At 71.1% G+C, this 22627-nt stretch carries 24 protein-coding genes; 12 read left to right on the top strand and 12 right to left on the bottom strand.

Features of this window, described 5'->3' with window-relative positions:
- Positions 1-298: 298 nt before the first annotated feature.
- Positions 299-1858: an SDR family NAD(P)-dependent oxidoreductase gene (locus tag NYE39_RS09875; RefSeq protein ID WP_341012550.1), complete on the bottom strand. Its 1560-nt coding sequence runs from the start codon at positions 1856-1858 to the stop codon at positions 299-301.
- Between the two features lie 185 nt (positions 1859-2043).
- Between NYE39_RS09875 and NYE39_RS09870 the strand changes: the two genes are divergently transcribed.
- Positions 2044-2697, top strand: coding sequence for an HAD-IA family hydrolase (locus NYE39_RS09870; protein WP_341012549.1), 654 nt, complete (start codon positions 2044-2046; stop codon positions 2695-2697).
- A 16-nt stretch (positions 2698-2713) separates the two neighbouring features.
- Here the strand turns inward: NYE39_RS09870 and NYE39_RS09865 are convergent, their stop codons facing one another.
- The 4 genes from NYE39_RS09865 to NYE39_RS09850 form a co-directional block, all read right to left on the bottom strand.
- A complete protein-coding gene (locus tag NYE39_RS09865) occupies positions 2714-3238 on the bottom strand; it encodes a ferritin (protein ID WP_072625839.1) in 525 nt (174 codons plus the stop codon).
- A 75-nt stretch (positions 3239-3313) separates the two neighbouring features.
- Positions 3314-3496, bottom strand: coding sequence for a hypothetical protein (locus tag NYE39_RS09860; RefSeq protein ID WP_072625838.1), 183 nt, complete (start codon positions 3494-3496; stop codon positions 3314-3316).
- Between the two features lie 86 nt (positions 3497-3582).
- Positions 3583-4017, bottom strand: a complete 435-nt coding sequence (locus NYE39_RS09855; protein ID WP_192911072.1) for a hypothetical protein — start codon at positions 4015-4017, stop codon at positions 3583-3585.
- 36 nt (positions 4018-4053) lie between these two features.
- Positions 4054-4842, bottom strand: a complete 789-nt coding sequence (locus NYE39_RS09850) for a PIG-L deacetylase family protein (RefSeq protein ID WP_341012548.1) — start codon at positions 4840-4842, stop codon at positions 4054-4056.
- A gap of 69 nt (positions 4843-4911) precedes the next feature.
- On the opposite strand from NYE39_RS09850, the gene NYE39_RS09845 reads away from it, so the two are divergent.
- From NYE39_RS09845 to NYE39_RS09825, 5 genes are all read left to right on the top strand, one after another.
- Positions 4912-5745, top strand: a complete 834-nt coding sequence (locus NYE39_RS09845) for a maleylpyruvate isomerase N-terminal domain-containing protein (RefSeq protein ID WP_341012547.1) — start codon at positions 4912-4914, stop codon at positions 5743-5745.
- Between the two features lie 172 nt (positions 5746-5917).
- Positions 5918-6889 carry a siderophore ABC transporter substrate-binding protein gene (locus NYE39_RS09840; protein WP_185221070.1) on the top strand — a complete coding sequence of 324 codons (972 nt, stop codon included), beginning with the start codon at positions 5918-5920 and terminating at the stop codon, positions 6887-6889.
- Positions 6886-7869 carry an ABC transporter permease gene (locus NYE39_RS09835; protein WP_072625835.1) on the top strand — a complete coding sequence of 328 codons (984 nt, stop codon included), beginning with the start codon at positions 6886-6888 and terminating at the stop codon, positions 7867-7869. Before NYE39_RS09840 ends, NYE39_RS09835 begins: the two co-directional genes overlap by 4 nt.
- The gene (locus NYE39_RS09830; RefSeq protein WP_205703075.1) at positions 7862-8929 is read left to right on the top strand and encodes an iron chelate uptake ABC transporter family permease subunit; all 1068 of its coding nucleotides are present in this window, start codon (positions 7862-7864) and stop codon (positions 8927-8929) included. The genes NYE39_RS09835 and NYE39_RS09830 overlap by 8 nt, the downstream gene beginning before the upstream one ends.
- Complete coding sequence (locus NYE39_RS09825) at positions 8926-9681, top strand: iron ABC transporter ATP-binding protein (RefSeq protein WP_185221069.1); 756 nt, start codon at positions 8926-8928, stop codon at positions 9679-9681. The genes NYE39_RS09830 and NYE39_RS09825 overlap by 4 nt, the downstream gene beginning before the upstream one ends.
- Positions 9682-9735: 54 nt before the next feature.
- Here NYE39_RS09825 and NYE39_RS09820 read toward each other — a convergent pair whose 3' ends face one another.
- Complete coding sequence (locus NYE39_RS09820) at positions 9736-10917, bottom strand: sterol desaturase family protein (protein WP_185221068.1); 1182 nt, start codon at positions 10915-10917, stop codon at positions 9736-9738.
- 89 nt (positions 10918-11006) lie between these two features.
- Between NYE39_RS09820 and NYE39_RS09815 the strand changes: the two genes are divergently transcribed.
- On the top strand, positions 11007-11606 hold the full coding sequence (locus tag NYE39_RS09815) for a TetR/AcrR family transcriptional regulator (RefSeq protein WP_205703074.1): 600 nt from the start codon (positions 11007-11009) through the stop codon (positions 11604-11606).
- Here the strand turns inward: NYE39_RS09815 and NYE39_RS09810 are convergent.
- Positions 11590-12894, bottom strand: coding sequence for a spinster family MFS transporter (locus NYE39_RS09810; protein ID WP_341012545.1), 1305 nt, complete (start codon positions 12892-12894; stop codon positions 11590-11592). The two genes, NYE39_RS09815 and NYE39_RS09810, sit on opposite strands and share 17 nt — an antisense overlap.
- 207 nt (positions 12895-13101) lie before the next feature.
- On the opposite strand from NYE39_RS09810, the gene NYE39_RS09805 reads away from it, so the two are divergent.
- Positions 13102-13677 carry an LOG family protein gene (locus tag NYE39_RS09805; protein ID WP_205703073.1) on the top strand — a complete coding sequence of 192 codons (576 nt, stop codon included), beginning with the start codon at positions 13102-13104 and terminating at the stop codon, positions 13675-13677.
- A gap of 10 nt (positions 13678-13687) precedes the next feature.
- Here the strand turns inward: NYE39_RS09805 and NYE39_RS09800 are convergent, their stop codons facing one another.
- Positions 13688-13897, bottom strand: coding sequence for a hypothetical protein (locus NYE39_RS09800; protein WP_341012544.1), 210 nt, complete (start codon positions 13895-13897; stop codon positions 13688-13690).
- 97 nt (positions 13898-13994) lie between these two features.
- Here NYE39_RS09800 and fumC point away from each other — a divergent pair, with 97 nt between their 5' ends.
- Entirely contained in the window at positions 13995-15395 is a 1401-nt protein-coding gene (fumC, locus tag NYE39_RS09795) for a class II fumarate hydratase (protein WP_072625830.1), read from the top strand.
- Between the two features lie 121 nt (positions 15396-15516).
- Here fumC and NYE39_RS09790 read toward each other — a convergent pair whose 3' ends face one another.
- A complete protein-coding gene (locus NYE39_RS09790; protein WP_341012543.1) occupies positions 15517-15933 on the bottom strand; it encodes a tetratricopeptide repeat protein in 417 nt (138 codons plus the stop codon).
- A gap of 53 nt (positions 15934-15986) precedes the next feature.
- Positions 15987-16550 carry a nucleosidase gene (locus tag NYE39_RS09785; protein ID WP_185221065.1) on the bottom strand — a complete coding sequence of 188 codons (564 nt, stop codon included), beginning with the start codon at positions 16548-16550 and terminating at the stop codon, positions 15987-15989.
- Positions 16551-16582: 32 nt separating this feature from the next.
- Here NYE39_RS09785 and NYE39_RS09780 point away from each other — a divergent pair, with 32 nt between their 5' ends.
- Positions 16583-18085 (top strand): amidohydrolase, encoded by a 1503-nt coding sequence (locus tag NYE39_RS09780; protein WP_341012542.1) that lies wholly within the window; start codon positions 16583-16585, stop codon positions 18083-18085.
- Between the two features lie 65 nt (positions 18086-18150).
- Here the strand turns inward: NYE39_RS09780 and NYE39_RS09775 are convergent, their stop codons facing one another.
- Both NYE39_RS09775 and NYE39_RS09770 read right to left on the bottom strand, forming a co-directional pair.
- Positions 18151-18579, bottom strand: coding sequence for a hypothetical protein (locus tag NYE39_RS09775; RefSeq protein ID WP_341012541.1), 429 nt, complete (start codon positions 18577-18579; stop codon positions 18151-18153).
- A gap of 169 nt (positions 18580-18748) precedes the next feature.
- Positions 18749-19912 carry a S1 family peptidase gene (locus NYE39_RS09770; protein WP_341012540.1) on the bottom strand — a complete coding sequence of 388 codons (1164 nt, stop codon included), beginning with the start codon at positions 19910-19912 and terminating at the stop codon, positions 18749-18751.
- A 311-nt stretch (positions 19913-20223) separates the two neighbouring features.
- On the opposite strand from NYE39_RS09770, the gene ahpC reads away from it, so the two are divergent.
- A complete protein-coding gene (gene ahpC / locus NYE39_RS09765) occupies positions 20224-20790 on the top strand; it encodes an alkyl hydroperoxide reductase subunit C (protein ID WP_084449693.1) in 567 nt (188 codons plus the stop codon).
- A gap of 130 nt (positions 20791-20920) precedes the next feature.
- On the top strand, positions 20921-22600 hold the full coding sequence (gene ahpF / locus NYE39_RS09760; RefSeq protein ID WP_341012539.1) for an alkyl hydroperoxide reductase subunit F: 1680 nt from the start codon (positions 20921-20923) through the stop codon (positions 22598-22600).
- Positions 22601-22627 lie beyond the last annotated feature (27 nt).

The following is a 22627-nucleotide window of genomic DNA, read 5'->3' as shown; positions in this document are numbered from 1 at the left end:
AGGAGCTCTGCGACGAGCCTCGAGACCCCGGGGCTCCCCGCACGTTGGTCGAGGTGTGAGGAGCTCTGCGACGAGCCTCGAGACCCCGCCTCCGGACGAAGGGAGACGGCTGCGCCCACCGAAGGGCCGCTCCCGGCGAGGAAGGTTGGCGCGCTGCCGAAGTCCTTCGTCGTCGTGTGGTCCTCTTGTCGTTCTCGACTTCGGCGTGACGCCACGCCAACCCTCGCCGTCCGCTCCGCTGCCAGCTGCCCCCGTGGGTCGAGGTGTGAGGAGTTCTGCGACGAGCCTCGAGACCCGCTTACCAGGCGTAGGGCTCGAAGTTCTTCAGGAAGACGCCGTAGAGGTCCTCGCCGCGCTCGCCGCGCACGATCGGGTCGTAGACGCGGGCGGCGCCGTCGACGAGGTCGAGCGGGGCGTGCCAGCCCTGGGCGGCGATGTCGAGCTTTTCGTGGTGCGGGCGCTCGTCGGTGATCCAGCCGGTGTCGACGGCCGTCATGAGGATCCGGTCGGTCTCGAACATCTCGCCCGACGAGGTGCGGGTGAGCATGTTGAGCGCGGCCTTGGCCATGTTGGTGTGCGGGTGGCCGGCGCCCTTGTAGCGGCGCGAGAACTGGCCCTCCATCGCCGAGACGTTGACGACGTAGGCGCGGGCGCGGTCCCCGACGACCTCGCGGTGTCGCTCGACCGCGGCCCGCATGACCGGCCGCAGCCGCGATACGAGGAGGAAGGGCGCGACCGAGTTGCACATCTGCACCTCGAGCAGCTCGAGCGGGTCGACCTCGTCGACGGTCTGCTTCCACGAGTTGGTCGTCACGACGTCGGGCAGCAGTCCTCCGGCGTCGACGGCTGTGCCGGCAAGGTGTGCCTCGAGGCTGGCGCTGCCGGCGGTGAGGGCGAGGCGGGTGAGGTCGGCGGCCGACCGCACGGCCGCGGCGTCCGTGAGGTCGGCGGCCGACCGCACGGCCGCGGCGTCCGCGTGCGGCACCGGGTGCTCGCCGAGCGAGCTGACCAGCGCCGCGGGGTGCGCCTCGCTCACCCGGTCGAAGGAGATCATCGTCGGCGTCGGCCCGTCGATCTCGAGGGGCCGCGACTCGCCGTCGACGAGCTGGCTGTAAGCGCCCGGGGAGCGCCGCACCGTCTGGCAGGCGTTGTTGACGAGGATGTCGAGCGGCCCGGCGGACGCCACCTCGTCGGTGAGCGCGACGACCTGGGTCGGGTCGCGCAGGTCGATGCCGACGATCGTCAGCCGGTCGATCCACTCGGGCGAGTCGGCGAGCTCGGCGAAGCGCCGCGCGGCGTCACGGGGGAAGCGGGTGGTGATCGTCAGGTCGGCGCCGTCGCGCAGCAGCCGCAGCGCGATGTACATGCCGATCTTCGCCCGGCCGCCGGTGAGCAGCGCCCGGCGCCCGCGCAGGTCGGTGCCCTGGTCGCGCCGCGCGTGGCTCATCGCCGCGCAGTCCGGGCACAGCCAGTGGTAGAAGGCGTCGACGAGCGTGTAGTCGGCGTGGCAGATGTAGCAGCCGCGGGGGATCTGCAGCTCGCCGACGAACCGGCTCTCGCTCGACGCGGCGAGGGGGATCCCCTTCGTCTCGTCGTCGATGCGCATCGGCGACCCGGTCGCGGTCTGGTCGAGGATCGCCTGGTCGTGTGCCACCTTGGGCCCGCGCTCGGCCTGTCGGGCCTCGCGGCGGCGGGCCTTCTTGACCCGGTTGTACATCGTGCCCGCGGCCCGCTTGACCGTCGCGATGTCCTCGTGGCCGGCCGGCAGCTCATGGAGCATCCCGAGGACCCGAAGGGTGGTCGCCAGGTCCTCGGGGTCGACACCTTCGGTGCCGGACGGGTCGGGGAGTTCGCTCACGAGCCCCGAGGATACGTCGCCCGGGACTGGCCACCGCAGGCCGAAGGGGGATGCCTGCGCACATCAAGCCGAAGTCGAGAACGACAACGTGACCAAGCGACAACGAAGGACTTCGGCGGGCGCGGGCGTCTCCCTTCATCCGGAGGCGGAGCGGGGACGAGGGTGACGCGCCCTATGGTCGGGGCATGAGCCTGGGCGATCGCACCTTCGCCGCCGTCCTCTTCGACAACGACGGCACCCTCGTCGACTCGACGGGTTCGGTCACCCGCTCGTGGGTGACTTGGGCGCAGGAGCACGACATCGACCCGCGGACGCTCGTCGGCCACCACGGGATGCCGGCACCGGCGATCATCGCGTCGGTCGCGCCGCACCTGGACCCGCAGCAGGCCTTCGCGCGGATCGAGCAGCTCGAGGTCGACGACGTCGAGGACGTCGTCGCCCTGCCCGGCGTGCTCGACGCCATCGCGGCGATCGGCGACGCACCCGCCGCGGTCGTCACCTCGGCCACGCATGAGCTGGCCCGGGTCCGGCTGGCGGCAGCGGGCATCGGCATCGCGCAGGTCGTGACCTTCGACGACGTCGAGCGGGGCAAGCCCCACCCCGACCCCTTCCTCCTCGCCGCCCAGCGGCTCGGCGTCGACCCGACGGACTGCCTGGTCTGCGAGGACGCCCCGAGCGGGGTGGCGGCCGCCCGGGCCGCGGGCTGCTCGGTGCTCGCGGTGACGACGACGAGCACCCCCGACGAGCTCGGCGATGCCGACCTCGTCGTGTCATCGCTCGCCGACGTGGTCTTCGAGGTGGTCGACGGCCGGGTGCGGGTGCACCCCCGTCAGCCCTGACCGGGGCGAAGGGGCATCAGGCGCCGGCCTGCTTGGGAGCGGCTGCGTCGGGTCCGGCAGCGGCGAGGTCACGCTCGACGTAGGCCTCGATGGCGTTGAGGTCGTCCTCGCTGCGGCGGACCACGGCGAGCAGGTCCTGCATCGTGGCGACCTCCTCGACCTGCTCCTTGATGAACCACTGCATGAACTGCTCGGCCGCGAAGTCGTTGTCCTCGCGGGCCGTCCGCGTCAGGGCGTGGATCTGCTCGGTGACCCGCTTCTCCTGCTCAACGGCCAGTTCGACCGGCGGGACGATCCCCTCGAAGGCGCTGACCGGCGCGGCGATCGCCGACAGGTGCACCGGCTGGTCGGTGTCGAGCAGGTACTGGATCATCATCTTGGCGTGGCCGCTCTCCTCGGCCGCCTGCCGGTAGAAGAATCCCGCGAGCTGGGGCAGGGTCAGCGACTCGTAGTGGGCCGCGACGGCCAGGTACTGCTGGTGGGCGGCGAACTCCTCACCGATCTGGGTGGTGAGCTGGGCGGCGAAGGGCGAGGCGGTCATGCCCGAAAAATAGGCGGCCCGTCGGGGCCGTCGCCAGCAAGGACAGCCGACCCTTCGTGACCGTCTGCGGGCGGGTCAGGCGGCCTTGCGCAGCTTGTCCTTGGCCTTGGCGGTGACGAGCCGGCGCTTGTGGACCGCATAGCCGTCGGGCAGGCGACCCTCCTTGAGCAGGCGGATCGGGCAGGAGCTGCAGCGCTTCTTGCTGACGCAGCACTTCTCCTTGACCTTGATCTTCCCGATCTTGACCTTCTTGCCCATGGCGGCACGCTAGGCCATGCAGGTGAGGCTCGCCTACCCTCCGTTCGCTCCTCGGGAACCGGCGGCGGATCCCCCTTCGCCCGGGGCTAGGAGGTGGCGGCGGGCTCCTGCGGGTCCTCGCAGAGGAAGGGCGCCGTGCTCCCGCCCGAGTGGTACGTGTACTCGCGGCCCTGCGCTCGCAGCACGATCCGGTGTCCCTCGACGAGGGTCTGGCCGTAGACCCGCCCTGGCTCCGGGCAGCCGAGGCTGCTGTCGCGCCAGGTCACCACGTCCTGTGACACCAGCTCGACGTCGGCAGGGTCGATGGCCAGACGCTTCGCCAGGTCTGCGGCCGCCGCAGCCTGCCGGTCCGAAGGGGGCGTCGTGCTCGTCATCGAGGTCTCCGTGGTCGGGTTCGAGGTCGGGGTGGACGATGCGGGGTCGGTCGGGTCCTGCGCGCAGGCCCCCAGTGTGAGGAGGAGGGCGGCGCCGGCCAGCGCCCGGCCCGCGCGTGGCGGGCCGACGAGTCCACGACCAGTCATCACGACAACACCTCCCGGTCTCTCCATGGTGCCCGCTCAGACGAAGGGGAGCGCGCTGACCATCCCCTCGGGGCGGCCCGGCTCGGCGTAGTGCTCGACGCCGAAGGCCGCGGCGAAGATCTCGCGCGGCATCTGCAGCATCTCCTGCACGTCACCCTGCGAGGCGTGGCAGGCGAGGGCCGCGCGCTTGACGTCGATGACCTCGGTGACGTCCACGGCGTGGTGGATCTCGCTCTGCGGCAGGCCCATCGGGTTGCCGTCGTCCATCGGGTCGTCGGGGGAGAAGCCGGGGTCGATGCCCGCGGCCTTCGCCTGCTCGATCTGCTCGCGCATGCGGTCGCGGTTCATCGTGTTCTCGAGGACGCGTGGGCGGCGGGCCGCCAGCTCGGCGGCGCGGTGGGCGACGTGGTGCACCTTGACGTGGTCGGGGTGGCCGTAGCCGCCGTGCCAGTCGTAGCCGACGAGGATGTCGGCGTCCTCCTCGTCGAGGATCGCGGCGAGGCGGCCGGCGGCCTCGTCGAGCTCGGCACCGTGGAAGGACCCGTCCCAGGCGTTGTGCTCCCAGCCGGTCATGCCGGAGTCGACGTAGCCGAGCCAGGCGACGCGGGCGGTGCCCGTGACGGCAGCCGAGGCCTCGGCCTCCTGCCGACGGTGGTCGGCGAGGCTCCTCCCTTCGCCCAGGTCGTCGGGGACGGTCCCGTGCTCGCCGCCGGTCGCGTAGACGACGACCACCCGGCCGCCGGCGCGGGCGGTGAGGGCCATCGACCCGGAGGTCCCGCTGGCCTCGTCGTCGGGATGGGCGTGGAAGAAGACGGTGGTCGTCACGAGGACATCGTGCACCGGCGCACCGACAACTCGATTGCCGAGGCGGGCGAAGGGGGGAAGTCTCCACCCATGACCCCTCACCCCCCGGCCGCAGGGCTCCCCGTGGACACCTACCTCGCCGCGATCGAGCGCGAGACCCGCCGCTTCCGCGAGTGCCTCGCCGACGCCGACCCGGGGCTGCGGGTGCCGACCTGCCCCGACTGGAGCGCCGACGACCTGCTGTGGCACCTCGGGGGAGAGGTGCAGGACTTCTGGGCCTGGGTCATCGCCCGCCGGCCCGAGGTGCCGGAGGTCTACGAGGAGCCGGAGCGGCCCGCCGAGCGGGCCGGTCTGATCCGGCACCTCGACCACGCCCACGAGCAGCTCATGCTCGGCCTGCGCAATGCCGACCCGGTCGACGCCGCGTGGTCGTGGATCGGTGACCCGACGCTGCACACGGTCGGCTTCACCGTCCGGCGTCAGGCGCACGAGGCGCTGATCCACCGCGTCGACGCCGAGCTGACCGTCGGGGCGGTCACACCGCTCGACTCGCAGCTCGCGAGCGACGGCGTGCTCGAGTGCCTCGAGTGGATGCACGGCAACCTCCCCGGCTGGGCCGGCTGGGAGCACGATGGGTCGCGGGTCCTCGTCCACGCGGCCGACACCGGCCACCGCGTCCTCGTCGGCCTCGGCCGGGTGACTGGCCGCAACCCGCGCACCGGTGACGAGATCGACCAGACCGAGCTGCAGGTGCTCGACCGCTCCGTCCACGGGCATGCCGAGGCCGACGTGACGATCACCGCCGGCGCCGCGGCTCTCGACCTGTGGCTGTGGCACCGCGGGCCGGCCCACCCGGTCGAGATGGAGGGGGACGAGGCTCTGCTCGACCGGCTGCTCGGCGTGCTCGGCCAACCGATCGACTGATTCCCGGGTTGGCTGCACCGGCTCCGCCGTCCGGCGAGGGCAAAGGGGGCCGGCCCGCCGTTCCGCAGGACGGGACCCGCTTGCGGTGACCAAGGTTGGTGAGGCTAGCCTTAGGCAACCCGCGGCGAGGTGCCCACCCGGCGCGGTCCCTCCCTTCGCAAAGGACTCCATCGTGCTCAGCCGTACCCGCCCGCTGGCCATCGTCAGCGGTCTCGCCCTCGCCCTGTCCGCCTGCGGCGGATCGTCCGACTCCGACTCCGCCGCCGGCCCGACCATCGAGGTCGAGGACAACAACGGCACGCAGCAGGTCCCGCAGGAGCCCACCTCGGTCGTGGCAACCGACAACCGGACCTTCGAGACCCTCGCCGATTGGGACGTCGAGCTCTCCGCCGCCGCGGTGAGCCTCATGCCCGAGACGATCTCCTACACCAAGGACAAGGATCTCGTCGACCTCGGCACCCACCGCGAGCCCGACCTCGAGGCCATCGTCGCCGCGAAGCCCGACCTCGTCATCAACGGCCAGCGCTTCACCCAGCACGAGGACAAGCTCAAGGAGCTCGCCCCTGACGCAGCCTTCCTCAACCTCGACCCGCGCGAGGGCGAGCCGCTCGACACCGAGCTCAAGCGGCAGACCGAGGTGCTCGGCGAGGTCTTCGGCAAGCAGGACGAGGCCAAGACCCTCGGCGAGGACCTCGACGCGCAGGTCGCCCGCGTGAAGCAGGCTTACGAGCCCGGCGACACGGTCATGGCGATCAACACCTCCGGCGGAGAGCTCGGCTACATCGCGCCGACCGTCGGCCAGACCTTCGGCCCGGTCTTCGACCTCTTCGATCTCGAGCCGGCCCTCGAGGTCGAGGGTGCGAGCGACGACCACCAGGGTGACGAGGTGTCCGTCGAGGCGATCGCCAAGGCCGACCCCGACTGGATCCTCGTCCTCGACCGTGACGCGGCCGTCGCCGCCGACGAGGAGGGCTACACGCCCGCCAAGCAGCTCATCGAGGACTCCGAGGCGCTCCAGGACGTCACCGCGGTCAAGGAGGGGCAGGTCGTCTTCGCCCCTGCGGACACTTACACCAACGAGGGCATCCAGACCTACACCGAGATCTTCTCGGCCTTCGCTGATGCGCTGGAGGAGCAGAGCTGAGCACGACCACGGCTGAACGCGTCGCCTCCAAGGGGCGCCTCCTCGACGCGAAGCTCGTCCTCGGCATCCTCGCCGTGGGCGGGCTCCTCGTCGTGTCGCTGCTCACCGGGGTGTACGACATCTTCGACGGCGACCGGGGCGGCGAGATGTTCGCCATCACCCGCATCCCGCGGACCGTCGCCCTCGTCCTCGCCGGCGCCGCGATGGCGATGTCGGGCCTGGTCATGCAGCTGCTGACGCAGAACCGCTTCGTCGAGCCGACGACGACCGGCACGACCGAGTGGGCGGGCCTGGGCCTGCTCGCCGTGATGATCCTCTTCCCCGGGGCCAGCCTCCTCGAGCGGATGATCGGGGCGATCATCGCGGCCTTCATCGGCACGATGGTCTTCTTCCTCTTCCTGCGAAGGGTGACCCTCCGGTCCTCGCTCATCGTCCCGATCGTGGGGATCATGCTCGGCGCCGTCGTCGGGTCCGTCTCGACCTTCATCGCGCTGCAGACCGACATGCTGCAGAACCTCGGGATCTGGTTCGCCGGTAGCTTCACCTCGGTCCTGCGCGGCCAGTACGAGGTGCTGTGGATCGTCGCCCTCGTCGCGATCGCGATCTTCGTCGTCGCGGACCGCTTCACCGTCGCCGGCCTCGGCGAGGAGATCTCGACGAATGTCGGGCTCAACTACAACCAGGTCGTCCTCATCGGCACGGTCCTCGTCGCCGTCGCGACCGGGGTCGTCACGGTCGTCGTGGGCAACCTGCCCTTCCTCGGGCTCATCGTCCCCAACATCATCTCGATGTGGCGCGGCGACGACCTGCGCAGCAACCTGCCGTGGGTCTGCCTGCTCGGCATCGCCATCGTCACCGTCTGCGACCTCGTCGGGCGCACGATCATCGCCCCCTTCGAGGTGCCCGTCTCGCTCATCCTCGGCGTCGTCGGCGCAGTCGTCTTCATCGCCCTCCTCCTGCGGCAGCGTCGTCGTGGCTGAGGCACCCGCGCAGCCGCGCACCACCCCGCCGGTCACCGCCCCAGTGGCGTCCGGCGGAGCACGCGAGTCCGGCCCCCTTCCCACCGCCCGCTCCCGCCGGCGCTACCGGGTCGTGCTCGTCGGCCTGCTCGTGCTGGCCGTCGGCCTGGGGTTCGCCCACCTCGCGGTGGACAACCCGATGCCGGTCGGCAGCGAGGGGTTCTGGCTCGTCGCGCAGATGCGGGGCAGCTCGCTCGTCGCGATGGCGGTCGTCGCGGTCTGCCAGGCGATGGCGACGGTGAGCTTCCAGACGGTGACCAACAACCGGATCATCACGCCGTCGATCATGGGCTTCGAGTCGCTCTACGTCGCCGTGCAGACCGCGGCCGTGTACTTCCTCGGCGTGTCCGGGCTCGGCATGCTCACCGGGCTGCCGCAGTTCGTCCTGCAGATCGCGCTCATGGTCGGGCTCTCGCTGGCGCTCTACGGGTGGCTGCTGTCCGGGCGCTACGCCAATGTGCAGATCATGCTGCTCATCGGCATCGTCATCGGCGGTGGGCTCGCGTCGGTCTCCTCCTTCATGCGGCGGATGCTCACGCCGAGCGAGTTCGACGTGCTCACCGCACGGATGTTCGGCTCCATGACCAACGCCGACCCGATGTACTTCCCCATCGCGATCCCGCTGTGCCTCGCCGCGGCCGCCCTGCTGTGGTGGCGCGCCCGACGGCTCGATGTCGTCGCGCTCGGCCGCGATGCCGCGACCAACCTTGGGCTCGACCACCGGCGTGAGCTCATGGGCACGCTCTTCCTCGTCTCGGTCCTCATGGCCGTCTCGACCGCGCTCGTCGGGCCGATGACCTTCCTCGGCTTCCTCGTCGCGACCCTCGCCTACCAGGCCGCCGACACCTACGACCACCGCCGGATCTTCCCCGTCGCCGCGCTCATCGGCTTCGTCGTGCTCTGCGGCGCCTACGTCGTGATGAAGCACGTCTTCTACGCCCAGGGTGTGGTGTCGATCATCATCGAGCTCGTGGGCGGCTCGGTCTTCCTCCTCGTCATCCTCAAGAAGGGGCGCCTGTGATCACCCTGACCGACGTCGGCAAGAGCTACGGCGACGAGGTGACGATCGGGCCGGTCGACCTCGAGATCCCGGCCGGCGGTGTCACGGCACTCGTCGGGCCCAACGGGGCCGGCAAGTCGACGCTGCTGACGATGATCGGACGGCTCCTCGACATCGACGAGGGTGCCATCGAGATCGCGGGCTACGACGTCGCCAGCACCAAGTCCAAGGACCTGGCGAAGATCGTCTCGATCCTGCGGCAGGAAAACCACTTCATCACTCGGCTCACCGTGCGCCAGCTCGTCGGCTTCGGGCGCTTCCCGTACTCGCAGGGACGCCTCACGGTCGCCGACGAGGAGGTCATCTCCCGGTCGATCGACTTCCTCGACCTCACCGCCCTCGAGGGCCGCTATCTCGACCAGCTCTCCGGGGGGCAGCGGCAGCGGGCCTACGTCGCCATGGTGCTCGCCCAGGACACCGACTACGTCCTGCTCGACGAGCCGCTGAACAACCTCGACATGCAGCACTCCGTGCACATGATGCGCCACCTGCACCGGGCCGCCGCAGAGCTCGGGCGCACGGTCATCGTCGTGCTCCACGACATCAACTTCGCCGGGCACTACGCTGACCGGATCTGCGCGGTCAAGGACGGCCAGGTCGTCGAGTTCGGGACCCCAGGGCAGATCATGACCGACGAGGTGCTCACCCGGGTCTTCGACACCGAGGTGCAGGTGATCGACGGACCCAACGGGCCGCTCGCCGTGTACTACTGACCGCCGTCGGTGGAGGGGCGAGCGCCAGCGAGCCTCGACACCCGATCCGCCCACTCAGCCCGCGACCGGCTCCGAGACGCGCTCGGCGGCGACCGGAGCGTCCGACGGCGGGGCGAGCTGCTCCCTTCGCTCGTAGGCCCACCCGGGGCCGCGCAGGAGGAAGCCGAAGCGGTCCGACCAGGTCGGCGCCGTCGCGATGTCCTTGGCGATGTCGCGCCACTCGTGGGTGGCGATCGTGCCGAGGTTGAAGCTGTCGATGTTGCGGGTCAGGCCGTAGCGCACCCGCTCGACCTCCGGCTCGAAGGTGCCGAAGAGCTTGTCCCACAGGATGAGGATCGAGCCGTGGTTGATGTCGAGGTACTGGCGCTGGCTGCCGTGGTGGGCGCGGTGGTGGCTCGGGGTGTTGAGCACCTTCTCCAGCCAGCCGATGGAGCGCACGGCCTCGGTGTGGATCCAGAACTGGTAGATGAGGTTGAGCGCCCGTGCGTCCTCGATGTAGCGTGGCGGGATCCCGAGCAGCGCGAGCACCCCATAGGGCGCCGACAGGGTGAAGCCGTCGGCGACCGGCTGCCGCAGCGCCGTCGACAGGTTGTAGCGCTCGCTGCTGTGGTGGACCACGTGCACCGCCCACAGCCACCGCGACTCGTGGGCCGTGCGGTGGTTCCAGTAGTAGATGAAGTCCCAGCCGGCGATGGCGAGCAGGTAGGGGACGGCCCCCGTGCGCTGGCGGAAGGGACTGATCGCGGCGAGCCGCGTCGCGGAGGTCTGTAGCGCCCACACCGAGGCCGCGGCGACCGCGGTCGAGCCGACGGCGGCGACGGCGGAGCCCGAGGTGAGCAGGCCGAGGGCGTCGACGCGCGAGCGGACGGTCGTCGGCTGCGGGGCGTCCGAGGGGAGGGTGCCGGCCTCGGGCAGCTCGCCCCCGTGGGCGCGCCGCTGGCGCAGCACGTCTCCGACGGTCGTCACGACGGCCGCCGCGGCGCCGACGGCCATGAGCGCGGTGCCCGCCCGCGTGGTCCCGGGCGCCAGACGACGCACGAGCGGCCCGGTGACGAAGGGGGCGATGAGACTGCCGATCCCCATGCTCAGGCTGGCGAAGGTGTCGTTGAGCTCGTAGTCCCCTGGCCGGTCCTCGTCGGGTGCGGCCGGGCGCTTGTGGTGCATCCACCAGTACTCCACACCCATGGCGCCCACGAAGGCAGGGATCGCGAGGACGGTCAGGTCAGGGCGTGCCATGGGGGCTCCTTTGCCGAGGACGAGCTCAACTGACCATAGAGTCAGTTGTCGTGCCTGACAAGATGTGCCGGATCACAGAGGAGGCATCCGTGAGTGGCATCGGGACGAAGGGCGTGGCCCGCGCCGAGCGCAGGCAGCAGCTCGTGCACGAGGCGGTCGAGGAGCTGGGAAGCCAGGGCTATGCCTGCGCCTCGATGGCCGACGTCGCCGCGCGCGCCGGTGTCTCGAAGGCCATGGTGCACAACGTCTTCGGGTCCAAGGCCGACCTCGCGCAGGCCTGCCTCGAGGAGGTCGGACCGCGCCTCGTCGCCACGATCGCCCAGGCCCAGACGGCGACCGATCCCGGTGAGCGCGCCCTCGACACCTTCACCGCGATCTTCTCGGCGATGGCCGAGCACCGCTATGCGTGGGCGCTCGTCAAGGACGAGACCCTGCCCGAGGGGTCGGCGGCTGCCGAGCTGGCACAGGGCTACCGCGCACAGCTGCACTCGATGGGGACCGTCGGCACCCGAGACGTCCTCGAGGCGGCCGGGCTCGCCGACCCGCTCGACCACGACCTGCTCGACCACATCTGGGAGTCGATCGTCGAGGCCGCGGTCGCGTGGTGGCAGGAGCACGATGACCACACCGCGGAGCAGATGGCGCAACGGCTCACCCGCCTGCTGGCCGTGGTCACGCTGCGGGGGTGACCCCCTTCGTCATGGCATCGCGGTCGTGGGGGAGCGCGCGGCTGGCCCGCCACGCACCGAGGACGGCGATCGCCAGCCCGATGGGGATCACCGTGAGGAGCGCGCGGTGCAGGCCGACGGCATCGGCGGCCAGGCCGTCGACCGGTGTGGCGAGGCCGTCCGAGAGGGCGCCGACGAGGATCGGGCCGATCGTCGCGCCGACGAGGTTGAAGGACGCGAAGTAGACCGCGATCGCCGTGGCCCGCAGCTGCGGTGGCGTGACGTCGGCGATCGCGGGCGACGCTGCGGCGGAGAGGAACTGGGTGCCCGTCCAGCCGATGGCGAAGAGCGCGACGAAGGCGACGGCACGGCCGGGGCCGAGCAGCAGCGCGGCGAGGGTCAGGGGGATCGCGGCGGCGAAACCGGCTGCCGCGACGACGAGCCGGCCTGACGGGTGCCGGTCGGAGGCGCGGTCGGCCAGACGCCCCCCGAGGAGCAGGCCGACGATGCCGGCGAGCCCGAGGATCGCCCCGGCGCCGATCGACGCCGGCCCGATCGACAGGCCGAAGTAGCGCTGGAGCAGTGGCACGACGAAGGTCGCGACGCCGTAGGTCGGGATCTGCAGCCCGATGCCGGCGACCATGAGCCAGGTGATCGTGCGGATCCGCAGCACGGCGCGATAGGGGTGCCGCTCCTGCTCCTGCGCGTGCAGCTCGACGGTGTCGGTGGCGCCGCGGGGTGGTTCCTTGACAAAGAGGACGGCGATCGCGAGGAGCAGGCCGGGCACGGCCGCGATGACGAAGGGGGCCCGCCACGTCCCCGTGGCCTCGACGAGCACGCCGACGGTGAGGAAGGCGAGGAGCAGCCCCACGGGGATCCCGAGGGAGACGATGCTGATGGCGCGGCTGCGGCGCTTCGGCTCGTAGACGTCGCAGATCAGCGCATTGGACGCCGGGCCGTAGCTCGCCTCGCCGATGCCGACGCCCAGGCGGAAGAGGAAGAGGAAGAGGAAGCCCTGCACGAGACCGCTCGCCCCGGTGAAGAGGCTCCACACGACGAGTCCGGCCGCCATGACGTAGCGACGCGGGACCCGGTCGGCGAGCCGACCGAGGAGCACGCCGGCGATGGCGTAGACGACGGTGAAGGACCCGCCGAGCACGCCGACCATCGTGTCGGTGAGGCCGAACTCCTCCTTGAGCGGCTCGACGATGACGGCCGGGATCGTCCGGTCGTAGAAGTTGACGACATTGGCGAGGGTCAGGCTCGCGAGGAGGTACCCGCGCTGCCCGCGCGTCAGTGGCTGCGGCATGCCCACAGTCTGTCGGGAATTCGCTGGTCGAGGTGCGAGGTCGCGCCTGGCTTCGAGGCTCCTTCGTCGCTCCTCAGCCACCGTTGGTCGAGGTGCGAGGTCGCGCCTGGCTTCGAGGCTCCTTCGTCGCTCCTCAGCCACCGTTGGTCGAGGTGCGAGGAGCTCTGCGACGAGCCTCGAGACCCGGCGACCACATATCGTCGAGCCGTGATCAAGCGCCTCACCGTCTTCTGCGGCTCGACCCCCGGCACCGACCCTCGCTGGGTGGACCTCGCGCACGACGTCGGGGCCGAGCTGGCCCGCCGGGATATCGGTCTGGTCTACGGCGCGGGCGGCGGTGGCCTCATGGGCGCCGTGGCCCAGGGTGCGCTCGACGCAGGTGGTGAGGTCATCGGCGTCATCCCCACCTTCATGATCGAGCGGGAGTGGGGCCGCGACGACCTCACCGAGGTGCACGTCGTCGAGACGATGCACGAGCGCAAGGCGCTCATGGCCGACCTGACGAGCGCCTTCCTCGCGCTGCCCGGCGGCATGGGCACGCTCGAGGAGGTCTTCGAGGTGTGGACCTGGCGGCAGATCGGCCTGCTCGACAAGCCGGTCGGCTTCCTCGACGCCGACGGCTTCTGGACCCCGCTGCTCGACTCCCTTCGCGGCATCTCGCAGGCCGGCTTCATGTCGCAGGCGAGCCTCGACGACGTCGTCGTCGCGCCCGACCTCGATGCCGCGCTCGCCGGCCTCGAGGCGCGCGGCACCGGCACCCGGATGCTGCGGCCGGTGACCTGACCCCCCTTCGTCAGGCGGCGTCGGGGCGGATCCCGATGAGGCGAAGGGAGGATCCCGCGCACTCGGGGCACGGGTGGGCCAGGGGTGCGTCCACCTCCGGCCACAGGATCCGGAAGGTCTCGTGCACACCGCACCGGTAGGCGACGATGCGCGGACCCTGCGCGGGGCGGGTGAGCTCGGGGGCGGTCAGGCGACGGACGGTGCTTGTGTGGCGCTGCATGCGAGAGATGGTGCGCCGCAAGGATTTCCCGACTGCTGCGCTCATGTTTCCGGGGTATTGCGCGGGCCGTCGTCCGCCGCCGAGTAGCGTTGTCCCCATGACTCAGACGCGTGCGGAGAAGGACAGCATGGGCACCATCGAGGTGGCCGCGGACAAGTACTGGGGCGCGCAGACGCAGCGCTCGCTCGGCAACTTCGACATCGGTCGCGACACCTTCGTCTGGGGCCGCTCGATGATCCGCGCCCTCGGCATCCTCAAGAAGTCCGCCGCCCTGGCCAACGCCGAGCTCGGCGAGCTGCCGCAGGACGTCGCCGACCTCGTGGCGCAGGCGGCCGACGAGGTCATCGCGGGCGACCTCGACGAGCACTTCCCGCTCGTCGTCTTCCAGACCGGCTCGGGCACGCAGTCCAACATGAACTCCAACGAGGTCATCTCCAACCGCGGCATCGAGATCGCCGGCGGCGAGATGGGCTCCAAGACCCCGGTCCACCCCAACGACCACGTCAATCGCGGCCAGTCGAGCAACGACACCTTCCCCACGGCGATGCACATCGCGATCGTCCTCGACCTCAACGAGCGTCTCTACCCGTCCGTCACGCAGCTGCGCGAGACCCTGGCCGCCAAGGCCAAGGAGTTCGCCGACATCGTCATGGTCGGCCGCACCCACCTGCAGGACGCCACCCCGGTGACCCTCGGTCAGGTCATCGGCGGCTGGGTCGCCCAGATCGACTTCGCCCTGGACGCGGTCAAGCACGCCGACGAGCGCGCCCGCGAGCTGGCCATCGGTGGCACCGCGGTCGGCACGGGCCTCAACGCCCACCCCGACTTCGGCAAGCTCTGCGCGGCCAAGATCAGCGACGAGGCCGGCTACGACTTCGTCCAGGCCCCCAACCTCTTCGCCAGCCTCTCGGCGCACGACGCGCTCGTCGAGGTGAGCGGCTCCCTTCGCACCCTCGCCGGCGCCCTGATGAAGATCGCCAACGACGTGCGCTGGTACGCCTCCGGCCCCCGCAACGGCATCGGCGAGCTGGCGATCCCCGAAAACGAGCCGGGCTCGTCGATCATGCCGGGCAAGGTCAACCCCACCCAGGCCGAGGCGATGACGATGGTCGCCACCCGGGTCTTCGGCAACGACGCGACGGTCGGCTTCGCCGGCAGCCAGGGCAACTTCCAGCTCAACGTCTACAAGCCGGTCATGGCGCACGCGGTCATCGAGTCGATCCGCCTGATCTCCGACGCCTGTGTCTCGTTCGACACCAACTGCGCCGTCGGCATCGAGCCGGTCCGCGAGAAGATCGACGAGAACCTCTCGCGCAACCTCATGCTCGTCACCGCGCTCAACCGCCACATCGGCTACGACAAGGCCGCGGCCATCGCCAAGAAGGCGCACAAGGAGGGCACGAGCCTGCGCGAGGCCGCCGTCGCCTCTGGTGACATCTCCGGCGAGGACTTCGACGCCTGGGTCGTCCCGGCCGACATGACGCACCCGAGCGCCTGACGACGCCTCACCCGCCCCGGGATTTCCGGGTCACCCGAGAAACCTCCCCTTCGCAAGGGTTTCAAACCCTTGCGAAGGGGAGGTTTCTCTTGTTGAGCAGCGGCGGGAGTCGTCGGGCCGGTCAGAAACCCTCGTCGGCGACCTTGGCCGCCGGGCCCGCAGCGGTGCCGTAGCCTCCGAGCAGCTCCGCCAGGCGAAGGGGGCCGCGCGCCTCGTCGGCTCGGCCGGCCCGCTGCAGGGTGCGGCCCAGGAGCAGGTGTGCGTAGGCGTCGTCGGGTGCCTCGGCGATGACTTCGCGGGCCGCGGCCTCGGCCCGCCCGAGCTGCGCGGAGTGGAAGTAGCAGCGCGCCAGCAGCAGGTGGATCTCGGCGGTGCCGTGCCCGACGGGGTTGGCGTCGCCCTCCGCGCGGGCGGCCGCGAGATCGGTGAAGAAGTCCTCGAGGTCGCTCGCCGCATCGGTGTAGCGGGCATCGTCGAAGGCGTGCTTCGCGCGCTCGTAGCGCTCGAAGCCGTACAGCTCGCGCGTCGTCGTAGTCATGCCGTCCTCAACCCCGCCGGGGTGAGAACCATTCCCAGCAGGCCGGCGCACGCTCAGCGCACGCGGTCGAGCCGGACGAAGTCCGCCAGCCACGCGCCCAGCTCGCGGGCGCAACCGTCGACGGCCGCGGACCAGTCGTGCGCGGTCTCGTCGGCGTTGTCGCTCACGACCTTGACCAGGTGGACGGGCACGCCGAGCTCGGTGCACGCGAGGGCGATGGCGTAGCCCTCCATGTCGACGAGGTCGGCGCGTGTGGCGAGCTCGTCGCGCACGGCCGGGTCGGTGACGAAGAGGTCGCCGCTCGCCAGCGCCGTTGGTCGGCCGGCGTCCAGCTCGATCCGCTCGCGAGGGTCGAGGCCGAGCTGCCGGATCGGCTCGGCCGACAGGTCGTGGTTGAGCACGGTCCCGATCTCGTGCAGTCCGGCGACGTCGGGGCGCAGGGCGCCGGCCGTGCCGATGTTGACGACGACGAGCTCGTCGCGGCGCGGGTGCTCGCAGATCGCGCGGGTGACCTGCACGGCCGCGAGGGTCTTGCCGACCCCGGTGACGAGGACCTCGAGGTCTTCGGGGACGTGGGCGGCCTCGGCCCGGATCGCGGCGACGACGAGCAGGTGCATGGCGCCACCGTATCCGTCGTATCGTGCCGAGCATGGCCCCCTTCGTCCCGCATGCGCTGATCCGTGGCGCCCGCCTGCGACCCGGCGCCGCACCCGTGGACATCCGGCTGCGCGAAGGGAGGATCGCCGAGATCGGCGAGCACCTCACCACCGCGGGGGCCGAGGTCCATGACGCCGGCGGAGCGCTCGCGCTCCCGGGGCTGTGGGACGCACACGTCCACTTCGGCCAGTGGGCGGCGATGTCCCGCCGGGTCGACGTCGCGGACACCGCGAGCCCCGAGGAGGTCACGGCCCGGGTCGCGCGCCACCTCGCCGCGGAGCGACCGGCGCCCGGGACCGTCGTGCAGGGCTTCGGCTGGCGCGTGGCCGGCTGGGACCGCCTGCCGAGCACCGCCGAGCTCGACGCCGTCGCCGGCGACCGGCCGGTCATCCTCATCAGCGGGGACTGCCACGCCGGGTGGCTGAGCAGCGCGGCCTTCCGAGCCCTCGGTCTGCCGGTCCACGAGGGACACCTCGACGAGGACGAGTGGTTCCCCATCTACCAGCGCCTGGCCGACCTGCCGGAGGACCCGGCCGTCATCCGCGCCAGCCTCGACTCGGCGATGCGTGCCGCCGCGGCGAAGGGGGTCGTCGGCATCGCCGACATGGAGTTCGAGGCGGGGCGCCTCGAGTGGCCTCAGCGCACCGCCGACGGCCTCGTCCTGCTACGGGTGCGTCCGGCGACCTACCCCGAGGGGCTCGAGGAGACCATCGCCGCGGGTGTGCGGACCGGCGACGTGCTCGACGGGACCGGCCTGGTGACGATGGGCCCGTTCAAGGTCATCACCGACGGCTCGCTCAACACCCGCACCGCCTGGTGCTGCGAGCCCTTCGTCACCGACGACGACCTCGGCGACCCGCACGGCAAGAGCACTGTCGGTCCCGAGGAGCTCACCGAGCTGCTGAGGCGCGCCCACGTGCACGGCCTCGACGGCGCGGTCCACGCGATCGGCGACCAGGCGCTGCTCGACGCCCTCGACGCCTACGCCGCGAGCGGCGCACGCGGCACGATCGAGCACGCACAGCTGGTGCGGATGGAGGCGCTGGGTCGCTTCGCCGACCTCGGGCTCATCGCGAGCGTCCAGCCGGCGCACCTGCTCGACGACCGCGACTCGACCGAGGCCCTGTGGCCCGACCGGCTCGACCGGTGCTTCGCCCTGCGCTCGATGACGACGGCGGGGATCCCCCTTCGCCTGGGGTCGGACGCTCCCGTCTCCCCGCTCGACCCGTGGCTCGCCATGGCGGCGGCGGTCCACCGCAGTGCCGACGAGCGCGAGCCCTGGGCGCCGGAGCAGGCGATCACGCCCCGCGAGGCGCTGCTCGCCTCGACCGATGGGGTCACCGAGCTCGTGGTCGGGGGCCCGGGCGACGTCGCCCTCCTCGCCGAAGACCCCTGCCCCGCAGGGCTGCCCGGCACTGCAGCTCAGGCAGCTCACCTGCGGGAGACCCGGGTGCTGGCGACCTTTGTCGGCGGGCGCCTGACCCACTCCGCCTGACCTCAACCCGCATTGCCCTACGGCAATGCGGGTTCGACGTCGCATTGCCGTAGGGCAATGCGGGTTCAGAAGCCCTCGACGAGCGAGTCGATCTTCGCGGCGGAGGGGTGCGGCTCGCCGCCGCAGACGGTCGTGACGACCTCGCGGTCGGCGCTGCCGGCGCCGGTCACGGTGAGGTTGGTGCCGCCCGCTCCGAGGCATGGGCTGTCCTGACCCTCGATCTCGTCGAGGCGGGCGGGCAGCTCGGCGACGAACTCCTCCCACTGGTCGGCGTCCATCGGCCGTGTCGTCTCGTCTCCCTTGACCTCCCCGACGACCTCGTCCTGGGAGAGCCGGAGCGAGCGGGTGTCCTGGTAGCGGTCGGGGGTCGAGGGCGGGACCCAGCTGACCTCCACCACGACCGTGGCCGGGTCGAGCTGCGGCTCGTCGCCCCCGCCGACGAGCCCGCAGGCGGAGGTCAGCAGGAGCGCGGCGGCGAGGGCGAGAGGCTTCATGCACCTGTGACGTGGTGCGTCGGCGGAAAGTTCCGTGGTGTCGAGGCTCGGCCGCGGGCGGCCTCGCGCCTCCACCAGCGGGTGGGTTCGGCAGCGGGCGGCCCCGCGCCTCCACCATCGGATGGGCGAGGCCGTGAGGCCCCGCCCATCCGGTGATGCTGGCCAGGGGTCAGTTGGCGGTGTCGATCGTGACGCCGTAGTAGCTCGCCGCGTCGACGACCGGCTGGTAGAAGCTGTACGACCCGGCGTTGTAGCCCTGGTTGTAGCCGCACTCGACGCCGACCGGACCGCCGGAGGTCATGCCCTGGGCGAGGTTGCCGACGCCGATGTAGGCGCCACCGGAGTCACCGCCCTCGGTGCACACGCTCGCCTCGGCGAGACCGGAGACGACCGTGCCGCCGTAGTTGACGGTGCGGTTGTAGGCCTTGATCGTCCCGCAGGTCCAGCCGGTCGTGTTGCCGGCCTTGCAGATCTCGGAGCCGACGGCGTTCTTGCTCGCGCCCTCGACCGGGTAGTAGCCCGAGTGGCCGCGGCTGTCGACGTAGGGCATGCCCGTGTCCTCGCTGTCGATGTCCATCAGGCCCATGTCGACGCTGCTGTACCCCTCGCGGAAGCGGGTGTGCGTCCCCTTGCCGATGTGCGTGCCGTTGGCGTCGAGGATGTCCGGCAGCCCCTCGACGCAGTGGCCGGCGGTGAGCAGGACGTTGTTGCCGCTGGACGTCTTGCCCGGGTAGCCGAGCGAGCAGTTGGTCCCGGGGGAGAGGTCCATGATCCGGCCCGGGACGACGTCGGCCTGCGTCGTCAGCTCGTCGGCGGTCGTCACGGTCACCCGGTCCATGGCCGCGATGCGCTGGCGAAGGGAGTCGGGCGCGTCCGCGGCGATCCGCACCTCGACGACGCCCTGCTGCAGGTCGGGTCCGACGGTGACGACGTGCTTCGAGGCGCCGGCCTGGCCCAGCACCTTGGTCGCGACGCGGTCCAGATCCCGTTGTCCCACAGCGGTGCTCGGGCGCAGCCCGGCGGCACGGACCTTCGCGGCGTCGGCTGCGGAGTCGACCCCGACGACGAGCTGGGTGCCGTCGAACCACGCGCCGTCGGCCGTGACCCCCTTCGCCTCGAGCGATCGGAGCGTGGCCTGCTTGGTGTCCTTGGTCGCCAGGTAGGCGCGGGCCTGTGCCCGGGTCTTGCCGTCGCGCTCCATGACGTAGGAGGTCATCGGGTCCTGCGTGGAGACCCCGCCGTCCGGCACGGGGGCCGCGGTGGCGGCCGGGGCAAGGAGCGTGCCGGCGCCGGCGAGGGCGGCCGTGAGCATCAGGGTGCTGCGCGAGGTCATGGGGTTCTCCTTCGGTGTCGAGCCGGGGGTGTCCGGCCGGTGAGTCGAAGGTGGCGGGAGGATGTGACCCGCGCCACGCCACCTGACCGAATCCGGGATCGGCTGGCGATATCCCGACCGCTGGGACGGTCCCCCTGACTCTTGCCGGGTGAGTTCGCGCCCTTCACACGCAGGGTTCACGTCGATGTCACCGCCCCGGTTTGCATCGAAGGAGGGCCTTGGCTAATCTGGAGTCGTTCCAATCAACGGAGCGGTCAAGTCCGCGCCGGATGGAGCGAACTGAACCCGAGAGATGCACAGGAGACCAACGCATGTCCCTCATCAACACCCAGATCAAGCCCTTCCAGGCCACCGGCTACATCGACGGTGAGTTCAAGGACTTCTCCGAGGCGGACATCGCCGGCAAGTGGGCGATCTTCTTCTTCTACCCGGCTGACTTCACCTTCGTCTGCCCGACGGAGCTCGAGGACCTCGCGGCCGAGTACGACGCGGAGCTCAAGGGCTTGGGCGTCGAGGTCTTCTCGGTCTCGACCGACACGCACTTCACTCACAAGGCGTGGCACGAGACCTCCGACGCGGTCGGCAAGGTCACCTACCCGATGCTCGGCGACCCGACCGCCACCATCTCGCGCAACTTCGACATCCTGCGCGAGGACGAGGGCCTGGCCAACCGTGGCACCTTCCTCGTCGACCCCGACGGCGTCATCCAGTTCCTCGAGATCACGGCCGAGGGCATCGGCCGCAATGCCAAGGAGCTCGTCCGCAAGGTCAAGGCCGCCCAGTACGTCCGCAACAACCCCGGTGAGGTCTGCCCGGCCAAGTGGGAAGAGGGCGCCGAGACCCTCGCCCCGAGCCTGGACCTCGTCGGCAAGATCTGATCGGGCCTCTCCGCTCGACCTGATCGCCGTCACGCACGGTGCATCTCTGGTGGGGGCGGCGCGACCCGCCCGCCCCCACCCACGCCCCGCAACTGTCATCCCCCTTCGTCCTGCAGGAGTCGCTCGCACCATGGCCCTCGACCAGAACCTCGCCACCCAACTCAAGGCGTACCTCGACAACCTCCGCGAGCCCATCGAGCTCGTCGCGAGCCTCGACGCGAGCCCCAAGTCCCGTGAGCTCGACGAGCTGATCGTCGAGATCGAGGGGATGAGCGACCTCATCACCCGCCGCGTGGCCGAAGGGAGCGACCTCGACGAGCGCGTCCCCTCCTTCGCGATCACCCGCGTGTCCGACCCGCAGGTGTCCGTCCGCTTCGCCGGCATCCCGATGGGCCATGAGTTCACCTCCCTCGTCCTGGCGCTGCTCCAGGTCGGCGGGCACCCGAGCAAGGCCTCGCAGGACGTCATCGAGCAGATCAAGGGTCTGACCGGTGAGCACCACTTCGAGACCTTCTTCTCGCTCAGCTGCCAGAACTGCCCCGACGTCGTCCAGGCGCTCAACCTCATGAGCGTGCTCAACCCCGGCATCACCCACACGGCCATCGACGGCGCCGTCTTCCCCGAGGAGGCCGAGCGCCGCGGCGTGCTCGCCGTGCCGACCGTCTTCGTCGACGGCGAGTCCTTCGGCTCCGGCCGCATGGAGCTCGCCGAGATCGTCGGCAAGGTCGACGAACTGGCCGGTGGCGACTCCGCGGCCCGCGCCGCCGAGGAACTGTCTTCCCGTGAGCCCTACGACGTCCTCGTCGTCGGAGGTGGCCCCGCCGGCGCCTCCGCCGCGATCTACGCTGCGCGCAAGGGCATCCGCACGGGTCTCGTCGCCGAGCGCTTCGGCGGCCAGGTGCTCGACACCATGGCGATCGAAAACCTCGTCTCCGTCCCGCACACCGAGGGCCCGAAGCTCGCGGCCGACCTCGAGCGCCACGTCGGCGAGTACGACGTCGACATGATCCGCAGCCAGGCCGCCGCCGGCCTCTCCGCAGGCGACGACGGGCTGACGGTCGTCGACCTCGTGGGCGGCGCCGCGCTCAAGGGCAAGACCGTGGTCCTCGCGACGGGCGCCCGCTGGCGCACCATGGGCGTCCCCGGCGAGGAGGACTACCGCAACAAGGGCGTCACCTTCTGCCCGCACTGCGACGGCCCGCTCTTCAAGGGCAAGCGCATCGCCGTCATCGGCGGCGGCAACTCCGGCGTCGAGGCCGCGATCGACCTCGCGGGCATCGTCGGGCACGTCACCCTCGTCGAGTTCATGGACGAGATGCGCGCCGACGAGGTGCTCCAGCGCAAGCTGCGCTCGCTGCCCAATGTCGACGTCCGCCTCGGCACCAAGACCACCGAGGTCGTCGGCGACGGCGGCAAGGTCACCGGCATCGTCGTCGAGCCCCGCGACGGCGGCGAGGGCGAGACCCTCGCTCTCGAGGGCGTCTTCGTCCAGATCGGCCTGCTGCCCAACACCGAGTGGCTCGGCGACGCGGTCGAGCTCTCCGAGCGCGGCGAGATCGTCATCGACGGCGTCGGCCGCACCAACCTGCCGGGCGTCTTCGCCGCCGGCGACTGCACGGTCGAGCCCTACAAGCAGATCGTCACGGCCCTGGGTGCCGGGTCGACCGCCTCCCTGAGCGCCTTCGACCACCTGATCCGCACGAGCGCGCCCGACGAGGACGCCGCGATCGCCGCCACCAAGGCCGCCGACGGTCCGCTCGAGGCCGGCGACCAGATCGACGTCCCCGACTCGGTGGGCGCGCGGGCCTGAGGCATCGGTAGCGTGACTGTCGTCCTC

The organism is Janibacter sp. FSL W8-0316 (assembly GCF_038004165.1).
In the GTDB taxonomy this organism is placed as follows: Bacteria; Actinomycetota; Actinomycetes; order Actinomycetales; family Dermatophilaceae; genus Janibacter; species Janibacter indicus.
The sequence above is the reverse complement of the archived record's forward strand: the minus strand, read 5'-3'. Positions and strand labels throughout refer to the sequence as shown.